Here is a 17,813-nt window from a genome sequence, read left to right as displayed (position 1 = left end):
GAACAGTTCGTGTTTGGCATGACATAGCGACATATAGATATACATAGTAATTCAGCAAGTTTTGATGCGTTTTAATCCAAGAATCCCCCACACTCTCTATGTAATAGTCAAAACTCAGTCATCCTGCTTAGTGATATATCACCAATTGTCGTTAGTTAGATTGCACCGTAAGTTAATTTGTAACGGCGTTAATATGGAGACCCAAAGGATGGTTACGTTTAATCACAGGCATAAATAAAGGCTACAAAATGATGTTTAGAGTATTATTGCGCCCCTTAACCGTTTTTTTATTCATTATTGGATTAGTTCCAATACCTCACTCATTGGCACAACAAACGGCAAACAATAATGTTTCGATAGCGTTTCCTTATGATGTAGAAAGCTGGGATCCAACGAGTCGTGTTATTCCCCACACTACTTCGTTATACAAATTAGTATTTGATCAACCCTTAGCCTATAACTCGAATAACGAACTAACGACAGGCGTAATTAAAGACTATGCTTGGATTGGCGAGGCAGGGTTAACACTATCTTTGACTTTTCGTGATGATGTCTACTTTCATAATGGTGACAAATTAAGTTCTGCAGATTTTAAATATACGTTTTATGAAAGGCCCAACAACGACAAAACAATTCAGCTCGGTTATATTTGGTCTTCTATAGAAAATATTGAAACCCCTAGCCCAACCCAAGCCATTATTCAATTTAATAAACCTTTTGTGACCGCTGTGCAATACCTAGCATTTGCTGGCGCTTTCATTCTTCCAAAAAACTATCTAGAAAAAGTTGGCATAGAAGAATTTCTAGCACACCCAATTGGCTCAGGTCCTTTCAAATTAGTGAGCTACCAACGTAATAGCCGAATATCACTAGAAGCATTTGATAACTATTGGGGGGGTAAACCTAAAATAGATAAACTCACGGTGCAAATTACGCCGAGTCCGACATCAAGAGTGTCGGCCCTGCAGTCCGGCCAAGTTGATTTAGCTTATGCACTTCCCATAAGAGATGCTCAACGAATGGACAAGATGCCTTATCTAACAAGTGCGTTAACCTCGACTATCGATACTTATATGATTCACATGATCAACAAAGGTCCATTAAAAGATATTAATGTACGATTAGCGATGCATTATGCAATTAACAAAAAAGCAATATCAAAAGCTCTGCTTGCAGGTTTATCTAAACCTATATCTACCGCTTGTCCTGAAACAACCCCTTGTTATCAAGATGACGTTAATTTTAATTATGATCCTCAAAAAGCCATTGAGCTACTTAAAAAATCAGGCTACAGCAGTAAAAAACCAGTCAAATTTAAATTTTTCGCAACGAAAGGGGTTAGTCCTGGTGATAACTTAATGGCCCGTGCCATAGTGCAAATGTGGAAAAAAGTAGGCATCGATGCAAGCTTTGAAACTATTGATTTTGGAAAGTTTTTTCAAAGTTTAGCCACTAACACGTTACAAGGGCCTGTGTTGTGGATGTGGAATAACTCGACAGGTGATCCAGAGTTATATGCTGGGACTTATCTCAATGCAAATACCAAGTTTTCGGTATGGCGTAGTGACGAAGTCATGCAACGCCTGACCCCACTTATGACTGAAAATAATTACCAAAAACGTATTCAACATTATAAAGAATTTAACCATTGGGTGGTCGAACAGGGTTTTAGCATTCCTTTACTCGAAGGGATCAATAGTGTCGCCCATAAAAAGCAACTGCCCTACCAAGCCTTTAAAAACGGTTGGTTAGTGCCTAATACTTGGCAATAACCTAAATTTAAAATCATTGTTATTACCACTAATAAGGGCATTTTATTAAAAATGCCACACAAACTTTTACCTAGGCAGTGCGAGCTATATGTCATTTACTGTAAACAATAAAAGCACAGAGCAAGAAATTAGCCAACAAATAAGCTCAATGGTGTTTGCCGTTTTACGTCAAATGTTATGGCGACTATCTATGTTGATTAGTGTTTCGTTATTGGTTTTTGTTATTCTCAGATTAATGCCTGTCGACCCTTTGAGTATGCTACTACCGCCAGGAGCAGGCCAAGATGATTTAGCTCGCCTTTCTGCCGAATTAGGCTTAGATAAACCAATATTGGTGCAGTTTCTAATTTGGCTACAAAATGCTATCCAATTAGACTTTGGCCTGTCGTTACAAAATGGCTTACCGGTTATCACTATGCTTAGTGAAGCGCTGCCCACTACAATACAGCTTCTTGTTTTTGGTCTGACTACAGGTGTGCTTTTAGGACTAACGAGTGGATTAGGCACGTTCTATTTACGCGGAACTTATATGGAGCGGCCCTTATTAATAATTAACGCTATTATGTTGGCGATACCAGATTACCTGTGGGCGATTATTCTGATCATCATTCTAGGTGTCACTTTACAGTGGTTACCCTTTTTAGGGCCTGTCGATGCAAATATACAGATTGAGTCAATCACAGGATTTTTAATAATTGATAGTTTATTAACTCAAAACTGGCAAGGTTTCGTTAGTGTTGTCAGCCACTTAGTACTTCCTTCACTTGCACTTGGAATTTGTTTAGCCCCCCCTATTGCCAGAACGATGTATTCCAGCCTAAACGAAGTATATAAACAAGACTACATACTTGGCGCTAAGTTACGTGGATTAACCGCAAAACGTATTCTACTCACACATGCTCTACCCAATGCAGCTTTACCCACTATTAGCTTAATAGGGGTACAAATCAGCGTAATTATAGGTGGCACCTTAGTGATTGAGACCATATTCGGCCTACCAGGCATAGGAAATTTAATGTTAAAAGCCATGGGGAGTTTTGATATGTGGGTTATCCAAGCACTGACACTTATTTATGCCATAGGCATTCAATTTGTCACAATTTGTACTGATTTATTACTACTCAAGCTTAATCCCCGTTTGAGGATGCAGTAATGAAAACTAATTTAGTATATTACTGTCAATATTTCTATAAACGTTTCGATATTTGCTTTGGCGCTGGTTTTTTCATTCTATTAATATTCATCGCTATTTTTGCCCCCGAGTTAGCCCCACATGCCGCAAATGAACAAGATTTATTCAATGTATTATTACCGCCAGCTTGGTATGAAGAAGGCATTAGTGATTATCCTTTAGGCACAGATGGACTTGGCCAATGTATACTTTCGCGTCTACTTTATGGCTCACAGGTCGTTGTCATTATCGGCACATTAGTACCTATTGGTGCCGCCATGCTTGGCACGTTTTTAGCGTTACTCGGCGGATACTTCGGTGGCTGGATTGATTGGATAATTAATCGTTTTGTCGAAACTTGGCAATCATTTCCTGCGGTGGTTTTAGCCTTAATATTGATGATTGCACTGTCGCCTAGTTTAACAAATGTCATCATCTCTATCATATTGGTCGATTGGGCTCGCTTTTGTAAAGTACTGCGGGCCGATGTCATCGTAATTCGCCGCAAAGATTATGTAACCGCCGCTCGCATAAGTGGTGCTTCGGCTTTGAGTGTTATCTGGCGAGAAGTGGTGCCCGGTATAATACCAACCTTAGTCTCTTTAATTACATTAGAAATCGCCATTGCCATAGTCGCTGAAAGCATTTTGTCATTTGTCGGGCAATCGGTAGGCACAGAAAGAGCTTCATGGGGAACCATGATAAGTGATGGATTAGGCTCTATGTACAGTTCAGTTTACCCGCTACTCATCCCAATACTTGCCATGATACTGACTGTTTTAGCCGCGACTTTTTTTGGTCAAGGCATGCAACAACTGCTCAGTAATCACTTTTCAAATAGGTCTACAAAGGGTTGATATGACTAGCCAAATCAATTTAAACCGCGCTGACAATTCCGCTGAACTTATTCAGTCAGCAACCACAACCTCTGAAACCATAAATTTACAGACCTTGCCCAAAGAAGTCGTGACCTTAGAAGCAAAAAACTTACACCTGAGTGTTAAACTTAACCATGGTTCGAGTAGTGTGTTGCGAGACATTAGTTTCAAATTACCAGCAGCGGGTTCGTTAGGTTTAGTCGGAGAATCGGGTGCTGGAAAGAGCATGCTTGGTCGCGTACTTTCTCGTCAATTGCCAGAAAATTTCAGTGTCACCTCAGGTGAATTATTATTTGCTGGTAAAGATTTATTAAACATCAGTGAAGAACAACATAGACATTTACTCGGCGATAGGATTGCGTTTATTCCCCAAGAGCCAAAGACGGCATTAAATCCAGTGCTTACTATTGGTCAGCAATTTACTGAACATTTACTCAGATTAGGCACGCCAGTAAGAGAATGTGAAGAGATAATGAATAACTCTTTAACGGCTGTGATGTTGCCCAACCCAAAAGCGATATTAGAAAAATATGCTTTTCAATTATCCGGAGGAATGTGTCAGCGAATACTCATTGCGTTGGCATTTGTCAGTAAACCAGAATTAGTGATTGCCGATGAAGCAACCACAGCTCTCGATCCCGTTAGTCAGGCTCAAGTAGTACGTCTACTAAAAATACTCCAAGAGAAAGAAGGCACGGCTGTGTTATTTGTTACTCATGATATGGGTTTAGCAACCCATGTCTGTGATGATGTCGCGGTACTTTATGCAGGTGAGATCATGGAAAACATTAAGGCTAGTGAGTTATTTTCAGCTCCTAGTCATCCGTATACACAGGCATTAAAAGCCTCTACTCCAAGCTTAACCGGTCCTTTGGCGCCATTAACGTCTTTAGATGGCCAAATGCCTGGTGTTGAAGCATTTCCTAGTTTACAAGGATGCCGATTTATTAACCGCTGTGAATTTAGCTCAACTGAATGCAGCAAAGAAAAACCAGCTTTTACTAACTTAGCGCCTCAACATAAGGTTCGCTGTATAAAGGTCACACAAATATTAGCCCACAATTGTGCACAAAAAGACAACAACAAAATCCATACTCCAGGCAAAGCATTTAGCAATGCGCCTATTATGACAGCAACTAACTTAACCAAAATTTATCCTGCCAAAAAGAAAGGAGGCCTAAGCACCCATGCGGTCAAAAGCGCAAATATTGAGATCGCATCTGGAGAGTTTATTGGCATAGTTGGAGGTAGTGGTAGTGGAAAATCTACATTAGCTAAACTAATTATGGGTTTAGAAACGCCAACTAGTGGGGACATTGTGCTTAATGGTAAAAAAATCGGGGCTGATAAAAATAGCTGGAACAAACGAATATCATTAATACAAATGATTTTTCAAGATGCCAGTTCAGCACTGAACCCAAACCATAAAGTACAACAATTGCTCACTCAGTCAATGAATCAAAGCCCTTTTAGGTCATTAACAAGAAAAAAGAGGGCTATAGAATTAGCACTCAATGTGGGGATTTCGATTCAAACATTATTGAGATATCCATCTCAGCTGTCAGGTGGTCAACGACAACGAGTTAATATAGGGCGTAGTCTATGTGACGTACCACAAATTCTAATTGCAGATGAAATAGTGTCAGGGTTAGATGTATCTGTGCAGGCGAATATTATGAATTTACTATTAAAACTTAGGCAAGAACATAAGTTTTCATTGATTCTAATATCTCATGATCTTAGTGTTGTACGTTATCTATGTGACAAAATAATGGTCATGCAAAATGGTGAAATTGTTGAGCGAGGGTATACTGAAGATGTTTTATCTAACCCTCAACATCCTTATACTCATGAATTAATTCAAGCGGTACCTGCAACTGATTCAAGAGTCATTTGGCCCCCGACTATAACAGAACATAATTGAAATAGAATGCTAAGCCTTGTCCATCATGAAATGCGTCTAAAGACCTAAAGTTTGTTCATGATCATAAGATGAAAGCGATCATGAATATAGAAAACCTAACCACCATTAAAGAGTTTGAACATGTTATTCAATGTAACCAAGGTGATTTAGGTAAACAAAAGGGCGCGTACCATATTAATGCGGTTTATGACGTGACGCAGTTTGAAGTTGTCTATTAGTGAACGTTTTCTCATTCCCGTCCTCACACAAATGATGGCCGCCTTTCTTTTTATTATTAAAGGGGTTCATTCAGATAATGTTTGTGCTGAATTGCTTCAAAAAGAACGTAATAAGTTATTTAATCAGATCTTTGAACAGAATAAACGAGCCTAAGAAATTTAATGACTTAAGACTCATTTGTTAATTGTAATGTACTCGTTACCCATCTATTAAGAATCTCTCCTTAATAGATGAGTAAATGCTCTATTATAAACTAACATCCATTTAATCATCTATTTTATAACTGCCTATGCATTTTCAAACACTTCGTGTTGCTGGCGTCGGTAATCACGAGGGGTAATTTCGTATTCACTACGAAATACGCGACTAAAATGTCCTGCATCATTAAAGCCCCAACGAAAACATATATCAGACACAGACAAATGACGGTATTCTGGGTGTCCCAATTCATACCTGCATCGATCTAAACGTCTCATACGTATATAATTGACAAAACTAATACCCCTAGATTCAAATAGTTTTTGAATGTATCTATGGGATACTTTATTCTCTTCCGCCACCAAGTTAAGTGATAATTGAGGTTCGGCTAACTTGGTATCAATAAATTGGCAGATACGTTTGAAATGCTGTATTTTGGCAGTACTTCCGAAATCAAGTACACCACTTTGATGAATAAGGTTACTAACTAGAAATTCAGAAAGAACAATTTCGATTGGCCTTAGCATACCAGTCTCTAAATCATCAATATTTTCACTTAATGCAGTCAACATTTTAGCAAAAACTTTATTTACCCCCGATTCGCAAGGTAAATAACCCACATCAATTAAATTTAAATCAAGTAATCTAGTATGAATCAGGGTTTTGGGGACTTTCATATAAAGAATTTTGAAGTCTGAACTCACTGATAATGTCATGTCTAAACAGGTAGGAGCATATATAATAGAATTAATTTGAGCTGGGTATTCCTGCCCTTTATATCGTAAAGAAAAATCCCCTTCTAATAATAAAGCTAACCAAAATGAATAAGGTTGACGACTCGACTTGCCAGAAATTTCCATCGGCGAACCGGATAAAATCGAAAATTCAAGGCCTTGAGGGGTATTAATACTACTAACATCGCCGTGAAATTGATTCACATCATCTTGAAAATGGCAGTTTGGCATACAAATTTTATGCATAGCTTGTTGCCAAAGCTTACCACGCTCTACCATATCACAACTATCTGTTGAAACTTTCCACGAACTCATTAGTACCTCTCCGCATTAAATCATCCATGACAACTTAAGTTACCAAGATAAAGCATAAAGCATACCAGTAACATTAAGTCGCTCTAAACTAGGATTAATAGTGAATAACGCTAAAGCAGTTTGAATTAACGCACCAAAAAGACACATTCAAACTACGAAAAAAATCTTTTATGGGGCAGGTTAATATTATGGTATTTTACAAAGCCCTTTGAATAATAAAAGTTGCATTTTATTTGTTGCTCGGAGCTTGCGTTCGGATAACTCTAATGCAAATTATTGACTTTAACTTAAGTAAAAGCTGTACGCACAAACACCAAAACTCATACGCATACAAACAATTATCTAAATATCAACTGCAGTAATATCAACTTGAACTCGTCCATTTAATCACTACTGAAAAATTAAATGGACGGCGTAAACCGGAATAATATAGTTGTATTAAAATAGACAAATAATGTCGTGTAGTTGTTATTTTTCTATAAGCAGAAGAAGTAGAAAATACTTTCAGTCTATTTTTTTACCGCAATATACCGTCGCTTCCATACTCTTTAGGCAAGTGTAAACGCATACGCAAACTAAAACAGCAACTACCAATTGCCATATATTGAGGAAATATAATGAAACACCAGCGATATAGAAAAACATTACTAGCAAGTGCTATTTTAGCTAGCTTGTGCATACTTCAAACAGGTCACGCACAAACCGTACCTCAAGAAACGTCTGACAATACAGAATCTAAAGAATTTGAAGTTGTCACCATCACTGTTGATCAAAGGCAAGTCAACTTACAAGAAGCTGCATTGTCGGTTACAGCGGTGAGAAATGAATTACTTGAACAGGCAAACATCAGTAATGCAGCGCAGCTAAATGGCTTTGTACCTGGACTACAAATCAATAAAAGCGGAGGCTCCGAAACCCAAGTAAGCATTCGAGGGATAGGCTCACAAACCCCACAAAACTTTTTTAGTCAACCTGGCGTTTCTTTCCATATGGACGGTGCCTACATAACCAATTCTATTGCTTTAACTATGGGGTTTTTAGATGTTGAGCACATAGAAATACAACGTGGCCCTCAAGGTACTGCATTTGGTGCCGCATCTACGGGAGGGACAATAAATGTAATTAGCAAAAGACCTGTATTAGAAGAATTCACAGGGGATATAGAAGCTAGCTTTGGCAACTATAATTACGCTAAAGGTAAGATTGCTGTTAACGTTCCCGTTGGAGATTCTTTAGCAGTTCGTGGTGTATTGCAAACAACCAGTCATGACGGTTTCAGTCAATCAAACAGTATTGACGGTGGCTATGACCTAAATGATGCAGATAATGTCAATGCCCGAATATCAGCACTATGGGAAGCGAGTGATGATTTGTCTATATTAATAAGCACCCAACATTATACCGACAACAGTAATGGTTCCGCGTTAAAAGCACAAGACGATCCAAATGAAGACCCTCGCGTAGTATCGCAAGACTACCCCGCTAAAATTGATATGACTATGGATATCAGCACTGCGATTGTTACTTGGGAGTTACCTTGGGCAACATTAAAGTCAACAACAAGCTATCAAGATATGGACCATGTGCAATCGTTTGATAGTGATCGTAGCGATTTTGAGAACTTTGGTGGTTACGACCATGTTGCAACATGGTCAACCTGGGCAGAAACGACTTTACAAGAGTTGTCACTTAGCTCTAAATCAGGTGGTATGTTTGATTGGGTTATCGGTGCATTTTACCTAAAATCCAAAAGTGGTCAGTACGTATTAGAATATAAAGGGTCAGATATTAATGATCCTACAGAAATACTACCCCAAGATTTAGCTCCAGAAGATATTCCCTTTAATGTGTCATATGAAAATGTGTCACACATTACTCGAACATCTTGGGCGCCATTTCTACAAGGTACTTTAAATATCAGTGACGACCTGCACATAACAGCCGGTGTTCGCTACAACGATGATGATTATGAAGGTTTGTCTTCAAGTTATTATGCCGAAGCAAATTCAACTGACTTTGCTAGTGATAATTTAACCGGCAAAATCGCTATTGATTACACAATAGCTACAGATAATATGATTTATGCTAGTTTGTCGAAAGGTTATAAACCAGGCGGCGTAAATTCGAGTTCAGCCAATGCAATGGTTGTTAGCACAGAAATTCAGCCTGAAACAGTAGTCGCATATGAAGTAGGTAGTAAAAACCGATTTTTAGAGAACGATTTACAATTTAATATCTCTGCGTTTTTCTATAAATATGATGATATGCAGTATATTCAAGAAGACCCGATTCCTTTCGCCGGCGGTACTGGAAATATTCCAGAAACCAATGTTTGGGGAACAGAAATAGAAATGAGTTGGAATTTACTTGATGATAGTTTGAAACTGGGATTGAATGCGACTGCACTAGATGGTGAATTTACTGAGGAATACTACGCATTAGATCGCAGAGCAGCGGATGCGGCTGGTGACGTAGCTTTAGCAACAGGAGCTGCTCCCTATGCATGGAGTTATGAATGGTTTTTAGCTCGAGGATCTGCAAATGTTGATGTAAGTGGTAATACGCCACCTACTCTACCGAAGCTAAGTGGTAGTGTTAATGCTACTTGGTTTCAAGAGTTTGGTGATGACGCATTGCTAACAACCCGTATAGACTATATTTATAGAAGTGAATTTCAATCACGTATTTTTAATACACCTAATGCAGATACAGTCGATTCCTATGGTCAAGTTAATTTGTTTGTTGAATATGAACAGTTTGATGCCAACTGGAGACTATGGCTAAATGCAACAAACTTAACCGATGAACTCGGGATAGCAGGTCGTTTCGTTGACCCTTACGGTAGTGGTGTGGTCAGTGATGAATATATTGCCCCAAGGCAAATTATTCTTAACTTCGGTTATTCATTTTAAAAGAAAATATAATCGTTATATCTAAACTCAAACACGAATGAAATATTGTTGTTTTATTCGTGTTTTTTATATCTTTAAATTGACTAAAACATATATCAAAACGACCTACCTTCTCAGTACGTTTATGTAAATAACCTGAACTCGGGATAAGCCATACCGTCCAGCACCGCTATTATTGCGCCTATCTTCGTTGAACTTGCTCTCAATAGCTGGCTATTGCTTCACAAGCTCGCCTTGATAAACACAATAATATCAGCACTGGATGCATTAAATTGGCGGCTAGATAAATAGTAAGATTATAACCTATTGTTTTTATTATATTTACTTTATAGGACGCGGCACGTCTTAACCCGAGCTCAGGTTAAATAAACAGCTTAAATCAGATACCGGCTATTTATTAAAAGTCAAAAACCATAAAAAAACACCGAAGTATAAACTTCGGTGTTTTCTGTAAAATTAGGATTGATATAATCCAATTTTAAATTACCTATTGAGTCATTATTCTTCTGTAAAGTGCGCTGGAACGACAGGGTTATCTCCACCTTTAACCCACAATAAAATCTCATTTCCCCAAGGATCTGAAAATGCCGCATTAAAACCATTAAATTCACGCCAAAAATGATCCTTCCATAATAGTTTCGCACCACGCTCAATCGCACGAGATAATATAGCATCCATACTGTCGTCTTCGCTGACTAAAATCCAAACCCTTGGTTTACGACCTGCGGTTGAAAGCTCTCTAGGTTCAACTCCTTCTGTAATAGGATGTGGGCGTGTATTTTCAACCTTGTGAATTCCAATATGAAAATTACCAATAGCTGACTCAACTCCTTTACTGTCAAGCATATTGCCACCGGGTACCATGCGATGATATACACCGTATGGTCTAGGATCATTTTCCCAGCCAAAAACCTCAGAATAAAATTCACCTGCAGCTGCAGGATCATCAGATGATAAATCGACAAAAATCAATGTATTTGGAATGGTCATACTATCTTACCTAAACGTTAATAAAGTGAACATTATGCCGGTTTGATAGAGCAATTCTTTGAATTATATGCATGATAACTTGTTGTTATTTAACTTTTACTGAGACATTATCCTCTTTTTGACCTCAGGTAACCTCCATAGCGCATAAACAGGAATAGCCATTAACATCAATACGGTTAATTGCTCCGCCTCATTGATTGGAAGTAATTGACACAAGCCAACAATAATTGCAGCGCCACTCATTTGAAACAAACCTAATAGAGCAGAGGCAGTGCCTGCGTTATCGGCAAATGGAGCTAAAGCTTGCCCAGAACATGCCCCCATCAACAATGAGATCCCAAAAGAACTAAGCATTACAGGCAGCATAAATGCGCTTGGATCACGAACTTGCAATAGCGTCAACATCAGCAACCCAGCCAATATAAGCATGATAATACCGAAACCAATGGTTTTTCTTGCTCCCCACTTAGATAATAGTCTAGGGGCGAAAAGACAAGCGGCAATATTTAAGGTTGCATTTAAACTAAACCAGAATACAAAATTAGAGCGACTTAATCCTAGTTCAACGATTAACCAGGCGGGTGAGCTGCTAACATAAGCAATAATAATTGCCATAGCCAACATAGCCAACATAGCATGAAACAAAAATACAGGGTGTTGTAAAATAGGGGTGTATCGTGACCAAGTAATTAACCGTTTGTATCTAATAGTTTGTAATGGCCGAGTTTCTTTAAGTGTCAAAACAATCACACAACCTGCAACAAGTGCATAGAGAGCTAAAAATTCAAAGTTACTACGCCAGCCAAAATGTTCTGTTAATACATTACCAAGTAAAGGGGCTAACGCTGGTATACAACAAATAGCACCATTTAAATAGCTAAATATCATTCCACTGTGCAACGCATCATAACGGTCGCGTACACTGGAAAATGCAGCGACCACAATTGCACATGCTCCTAGCCCTTGCACCATTCGACTGACTAACAAAAACTCTATACTAGGCGCCATCCCAGCAAACGAAGATGCTGCGCCATATATAATTATACCTCCAATAGCTATAGGTTTACGGCCATAACGATCTGCTAGTGGTCCACTTACTATTTGTCCAAATCCTAGACTTAAAACAAACACTGTAATACTAGCCTGAATCTGGATTAAGGATACCGAATACTCCTGTGCCATTAAAGGCATCGCCGGAAGAAAAATATCAATCGCCAATGGACTAAAAACGACCATTATAATTAGTAAAAGTACTGGGCTTTTAGATTTCATTTATATCTCCGGTATACAAGTGTCAATAGGTTACGGTATTAATCCATTTGCTCCCAGAGCAAAGCATTAAATGCATAGGTTAAAGGCGTAAATAGACAAATGAAGAAATATACAACATCAAACTTACCTAAGTAGAAAACAATAAGGATTTGAATATGTTTAATCAAATGCTCGAATCTAGCTTTTTAAGAAGGACCTCAAGTCACTTATTAATGACTTCTATGGCCCTGAAGATACGTAGTCTAATATAAATTAATATCATATTTTTAATCACAAGCGCAGGTTTGTTGGTTCACAGAACAGACGTCAAACATTGGCATCCAAACCTCAGTCTCTGTAAGTGCAAAGTTTACACAATTTCATTGTTCACTTACCGTGCACCTTAGTAAAATTAGACATCAATGTTTGATAGTCTTTTGCAGACGAAGGGGTCTCTAAAACTACACACATGAATATCTATTTTTAACACTGGAGATTAAATTTATTGGTAAAAATACCTGTAATGAGCTACCGCTCGTAAGAAATAAAACAAATCCTTTTTATGCTCCAATTGCTAGAAGTAACATACGAAAGCTTGTGATAAACAAAACAATGGAAAAAGCCCGTTTTAGTTGTTTTTGGTTTAGTTTAGCTCCAAGTGCAGCGCCAATTGGTGAAAATAACATGGTTAACGGTATGATAATAAAAAATGAAGGAAGGTTAACCAACCCAAACGTACCAAAAGGCGCGTCAGCTGGAGTGGAACCAATGATCAATAGGGTAATGACTCCAGGAAGAGCAATCAAAAGCCCAAAAACTGCTGCAGTGCCAACTGCAATATGTGTTTTTACATTAAATGCAGTTAATAGAGGTACGCCAATCGTGCCACCACCTATCCCTATCATTACCGATAAAAACCCAACTAAACTGGCAAGAAACCCTTGGCCAATTTTGCTAGGTAATTGAAAAAACATAGAGGAAGCGTTAGCACGAAAAAACATATTCAAACTCACTAATAAAGCGATAACACCAAACATTATAGTCAGTGCATTGCCCCGTAGTTCTTGAGCTGCCATACTACCTAAAACAGAAAAAAGTAATATAAATCCACTCCAATATTTAACAAGAGGTAGGTTTACATTGCCTTTAGTGTAATGGGCTCTAATAGTGGATATTGCGGTAGGTACAATTGTCGCCAATGATGTTGCAGTTGCTATCGTCATCGCAGATGACGCGCTGACACCAAAGTTTTGCAATAAAAAATATAGCGCAGGGACGATCACAATTCCTCCTCCTACACCAAAAAGCCCTGCTAATAACCCAGCCAACATGCCAGTTCCAATTAACGTTACAATGATTGGCCAAGATTGAATTATTTCATTCACTTGTAATGTTTCCTCTGATCCATATCACTGCACCATTGCTTAAAGATGGCTTGATAACCATCTGTGAATGTTTGAATAGAACGTTAAAGGTTAACCAAAGTGAGCCAATTTCATAACGATACTATAACGACTTTGAAGGTTTGTATGGTGAGTAAATTAAATTGCAAAACAAACTTGCTAGGTCTTTAAACTCGGGAACAAGTCCCGATATTTACGATTTAATTTTTACCATTAAACAGGTTTTTCACCTGCCATCGTTACCCTGTAACCCGATCGAGTTTGCGGAAAGTAATCCCAAACTGCAAAATGTTGGGTACAACGGTTGTCCCAAATTGCAATAGAATGTGGCTGCCAAGTGAAACGTACTTGAAAGTTGGGATCCTTAACATGATTATAAAGCATTGATAATATGCCTGCACTTTCGGTTTTTGAGACGCCCATTATACGTGTTGTATAAGAAGCATTAACGTAAATAGACTTTTTCCCCGTTACAGGATGAGTACGAATAACAGGGTGTACATTACATGGGTAGGTTTTGTCATAATCACCGTAAATAGCGTGATACACATGGTTTGCATCATGTTCTGCCTCAAGACCTGACAAATATTCTTGCATCGCTGGTGATAGTGCATCATATGCTGCATACATAGATGAAAACATGGTGTCTCCTCCTACATCGGGCAAAGTATGTAGATACAACATTGACCCCATCGGTGGCTCCATATTACAGCTCAAATCAGTGTGCCAATTATCACCTGCAATATATTTAGAGTCTTTATCTGCATGTATCGCCACAATATCTTCATGGCCATCAATACCAGGTGCGCCAGGATGAATGATTAAGTCACCAAATATACGGCCCACTGCTTTATGTTGTTCATGATTAATAAGCTGGTCACGAAAAAAAATGACCTGGTATTCCATAATCGCGTCGAACAGTTGACCTTGTATGTCTTCTGACAACTCTTGAGTTAAATCGACATTTGAAATTTCAGCACCAATATTTGGAGTCAGCGCTTTTATTTGCAATTTGTTATTCATTTATCCCTCTTACTACCTTTTAGGTTGATTTTAATTGAATTATATTGGGCAAATTATTTTCTATAATAGAATTACATACCAAACTTATAGGTACTATAATTAGTGACCTCACTTTCTCTCACCGAATTCAACGCTTTTGAGTATTCTAATAAGATAGCTAAGGAGTGCTGTAATCTAGCTCGGATATATATATCATCTGAATCTTCAGATACCTCTTTCTGATTGAAGCACTGCTTTATATTTCGAACAATTAAATGATCAGGGATCCAGCATAATCGGTTATTCTTTGTGCTGCTGATACGTAATTCTGCGATAGGTAAATACCCACCGACGGAGGCCGAAATTGCAATAATTAATCCGGGTTTATTAGCCATTTCATTGACATCAGTATAAAGAAAGAAGTTCTTTAGACAACTTGGTACCATACCGTGCCAATCTGGTGTAATAACGATGAAACCTATACATGTTTTAAGTTGTTCCGATATAGGTTTCCAAATTTCCTGAAGTTCACCTTGAGGTTCATACCAGAAGCTGTCATCAAAATTCGGTAAAGGCGTACTCCCTAAATCAAGAACAAACGTATCAACACCTTGTGCTTCTAGTTGTTCTTGAATAAAGCCCCCCACCTTAGCAGTTTGTGATTTACTGCGCTGACTACCACAAATAATGCCTATTTTCATAATGCGACTACTACCTTTAAATTAGTTATTTCTTCAAACTTTGTAAGTGCTATTAAATCTACGTGATGAAAAGTTTCAAATCTTGCCAGTTTCTGCACAAAAGCTTGTATCAATTTGGTATATCGACGCTTTAATTCAATTATGTTGACGGTTTAGGACAAGATATAGCTTAGAAGCGTTTTTATAATATAGGTTGCAAAATAAAAATTATTTTCTTGAGACAGGTTAACTGAAGGAGCGAGCAAGAATGAGTTTATTAAATGAAAATCCTATGCCAGCCATTTTTTTTGGTCATGGTAGTCCAGGGAATATACTAGAAGACAATACTGCAACTCGAATGTGGCAGCAGCTAGGAAAAGAATTACCGAAGCCAAAAGGTATAATCTGCGTATCAGCCCACTGGTATACATCAAACACAGCTATTACTTCTATGGAAAGCCCAAAAACGATTCATGACTTTGGTGGATTCCCTAAAGCCATGTATGAAATGCAATACCCTGCCCCAGGCAGCCTAGAACTTGCTTCAAAATTGAGCGTAATATTAGCTGAAGAAAATGCACAACTCGATAGTACTTGGGGCTTTGATCACGGCACTTGGTGTGTATTAGCAAAAGTATTCCCTAAGGCGGATGTGCCCGTTGTACAACTCTCTATTAACAATACTAAAGATATGGCATTCCATTTTCGAGTAGGGCAAAAACTTGCAGAGTTAAGAAAGCAAGGCTATTGGGTCATTGGTAGCGGAAATATAGTACATAATTTAGGGGTAATGGATTGGAATAAACGCAACATGACTTTTAATTGGGCGCAACGTTTCGGTGACTACATTCGTGATGCTGTGTCAACTAACACTCCTGAAAATGTCATTAACTACCTAGATTTTGGTGCCGAAGCCAAAATGTCTGTTCCTCATCCAGATCATTTCATTCCTTTACTATATGTATTAGGTGCTAGATTAACTGATGATGACTGTAGGTTTGAAACAACTTACGCTGAATACGGATCATTAGACATGACATCTATAATTTTTAATTAAGGGGTATTAAGACAATTATTGAGGCGTAAAAGCGCAAGAATTGAATGCGAGTAGACAGTAATCTTCATATAGAGAAACGTAGCCATGTAGGATCTGCGTTTGCTAAATCTATAATAAGGATACATATATGTCGTTGCTAAAAACTGATGATTTAACCGAAGCTGAACGTAAGCACCCTTCAAATTTACATATCTTGAAAGCAACAGTTGAAAACTGTCATTGGGGTTATTTTTCAGCCACAGAAGCACCATCAATTAAAGTTAAAAGTGGCGACATTATTCAAGCAGAAGCCATCACCCATCATGCAGGAGATGCACCAGAACTCATGATGGATGATGCACTTAAAGCTATATGGGCCGGTGTTCCTGAAGCAGATAGAAACCCAGGTGTACATTTAATGACTGGACCTATCTATGTAGAAGGAGCACAACCAGGTGATGTACTTGAAGTACGATATTTAAACATGAGGCCGCGATTTTCATATGGTTCTAATTTGGCGGCTAACTGGGGGCATTTATATGATGAGTTTAAACAAAAAGAACGAGTCACAATTTATCGTTTAGATATGGCAAGCATGCAAGCTCATGGTCATTATGCATATGACTTTAAGGGTAAATATGAAACACCTGGCACTATCACTCATTGCCCAGAGTGCGAACGTCAAGAAACATTAAATGGTGTTCGTGTACCAGTACGCCCACATTTAGGCACCGCGGGAGTAGCGCCAGACGTAAACGGCAGAGTGAGCACTATTCCTCCTGGTAAACATGGTGGCAATATTGATAACTGGAGAATTGGTGCTGGCTCTACAATGTATTATCCAGTACAAGTAGAAGGCGGCTTATTTAGCATAGGAGATCCCCATATTTCACAGGGTGACGGCGAAATAAGTGGAACTGCTATCGAAGCTTCGCTTGATGTCACTATGCAAATTATTTTACGCAAAGATTTTCAGTTCCCATCACCGTTATTAGAAACCCCTAATTATTTCATTGTTCATGGATTTGACGAAGATTTGAACGTGGCAATGAAAAATGCATCTATGGATATGCTTGAGTTACTCACTGACCATCGAGGATTATCAAAAAATGATGCCTACTCCTTGATGAGTGTCAGCAGTGATTTTGCTGTGACACAAGTCGTTGATACAGTTCAAGGAGTACATGTAAAAATACCACGCAGTGTTTTTGACAATGGTGAACCAAACTCAGATAAATAAGTCTGTATACCTGAAGTAAATTGCTTCTGTCCACTGAACATTAACCTTTAACTATGTCAGTGGACTTATTTAAACACATATATTTAAC

At 38.3% G+C, this 17,813-nt stretch carries 14 protein-coding genes; 8 read left to right on the top strand and 6 right to left on the bottom strand.

The features are described from left to right. Positions 1-248 precede the first annotated feature (248 nt). From AAC000_RS02245 to AAC000_RS02225, 5 genes are all read left to right on the top strand, one after another. Complete coding sequence (locus tag AAC000_RS02245; RefSeq protein WP_339719706.1) at positions 249-1,772, top strand: ABC transporter substrate-binding protein; 1,524 nt, start codon at positions 249-251, stop codon at positions 1,770-1,772. An 88-nt stretch (positions 1,773-1,860) separates the two neighbouring features. After that, entirely contained in the window at positions 1,861-2,925 is a 1,065-nt protein-coding gene (locus AAC000_RS02240) for an ABC transporter permease (RefSeq protein ID WP_339719705.1), read from the top strand. Next, a complete protein-coding gene (locus AAC000_RS02235; protein ID WP_339719703.1) occupies positions 2,925-3,800 on the top strand; it encodes an ABC transporter permease in 876 nt (291 codons plus the stop codon). Before AAC000_RS02240 ends, AAC000_RS02235 begins: the two co-directional genes overlap by 1 nt. 1 nt (position 3,801) lies before the next feature. Beyond that, positions 3,802-5,745, top strand: coding sequence for an ABC transporter ATP-binding protein (locus AAC000_RS02230; RefSeq protein ID WP_339719701.1), 1,944 nt, complete (start codon positions 3,802-3,804; stop codon positions 5,743-5,745). 80 nt (positions 5,746-5,825) lie between these two features. Next, the gene (locus tag AAC000_RS02225) at positions 5,826-5,963 is read left to right on the top strand and encodes a hypothetical protein (protein ID WP_339719700.1); all 138 of its coding nucleotides are present in this window, start codon (positions 5,826-5,828) and stop codon (positions 5,961-5,963) included. A 288-nt stretch (positions 5,964-6,251) separates the two neighbouring features. Here the strand turns inward: AAC000_RS02225 and AAC000_RS02220 are convergent, their stop codons facing one another. After that, complete coding sequence (locus tag AAC000_RS02220; RefSeq protein WP_339719698.1) at positions 6,252-7,211, bottom strand: helix-turn-helix domain-containing protein; 960 nt, start codon at positions 7,209-7,211, stop codon at positions 6,252-6,254. 617 nt (positions 7,212-7,828) lie between these two features. Here AAC000_RS02220 and AAC000_RS02215 point away from each other — a divergent pair. Further along, the gene (locus AAC000_RS02215) at positions 7,829-10,123 is read left to right on the top strand and encodes a TonB-dependent receptor (protein WP_339719696.1); all 2,295 of its coding nucleotides are present in this window, start codon (positions 7,829-7,831) and stop codon (positions 10,121-10,123) included. A 498-nt stretch (positions 10,124-10,621) separates the two neighbouring features. On the opposite strand, the gene AAC000_RS02210 is transcribed toward AAC000_RS02215, so the two are convergent. The 5 genes from AAC000_RS02210 to AAC000_RS02190 form a co-directional block, all read right to left on the bottom strand. Continuing rightward, positions 10,622-11,113, bottom strand: a complete 492-nt coding sequence (locus tag AAC000_RS02210) for a VOC family protein (protein ID WP_339719694.1) — start codon at positions 11,111-11,113, stop codon at positions 10,622-10,624. Between the two features lie 96 nt (positions 11,114-11,209). Next, positions 11,210-12,385 (bottom strand): multidrug effflux MFS transporter, encoded by a 1,176-nt coding sequence (locus AAC000_RS02205; protein ID WP_339719692.1) that lies wholly within the window; start codon positions 12,383-12,385, stop codon positions 11,210-11,212. Between the two features lie 539 nt (positions 12,386-12,924). Further along, the gene (locus tag AAC000_RS02200) at positions 12,925-13,749 is read right to left on the bottom strand and encodes a sulfite exporter TauE/SafE family protein (protein ID WP_339719690.1); all 825 of its coding nucleotides are present in this window, start codon (positions 13,747-13,749) and stop codon (positions 12,925-12,927) included. A gap of 231 nt (positions 13,750-13,980) precedes the next feature. Further along, positions 13,981-14,790, bottom strand: a complete 810-nt coding sequence (locus AAC000_RS02195; protein ID WP_339719688.1) for a TauD/TfdA family dioxygenase — start codon at positions 14,788-14,790, stop codon at positions 13,981-13,983. Between the two features lie 71 nt (positions 14,791-14,861). Continuing rightward, the gene (locus tag AAC000_RS02190; RefSeq protein ID WP_339719686.1) at positions 14,862-15,470 is read right to left on the bottom strand and encodes an NAD(P)H-dependent oxidoreductase; all 609 of its coding nucleotides are present in this window, start codon (positions 15,468-15,470) and stop codon (positions 14,862-14,864) included. A 247-nt stretch (positions 15,471-15,717) separates the two neighbouring features. Between AAC000_RS02190 and ygiD the strand changes: the two genes are divergently transcribed. Both ygiD and AAC000_RS02180 read left to right on the top strand, forming a co-directional pair. Continuing rightward, positions 15,718-16,506, top strand: a complete 789-nt coding sequence (gene ygiD / locus AAC000_RS02185) for a 4,5-DOPA dioxygenase extradiol (RefSeq protein ID WP_339719684.1) — start codon at positions 15,718-15,720, stop codon at positions 16,504-16,506. Between the two features lie 127 nt (positions 16,507-16,633). Further along, a complete protein-coding gene (locus AAC000_RS02180; RefSeq protein ID WP_339719682.1) occupies positions 16,634-17,725 on the top strand; it encodes an acetamidase/formamidase family protein in 1,092 nt (363 codons plus the stop codon). The last annotated feature ends 88 nt before the right edge of the window (positions 17,726-17,813 follow it).

The sequence above is a fragment of the uncultured Paraglaciecola sp. genome (genome assembly GCF_963977085.1).
In the GTDB taxonomy this organism is placed as follows: Bacteria; Pseudomonadota; Gammaproteobacteria; order Enterobacterales; family Alteromonadaceae; genus Paraglaciecola.
This window is presented reverse-complemented; position numbering and strand designations above follow the sequence as displayed.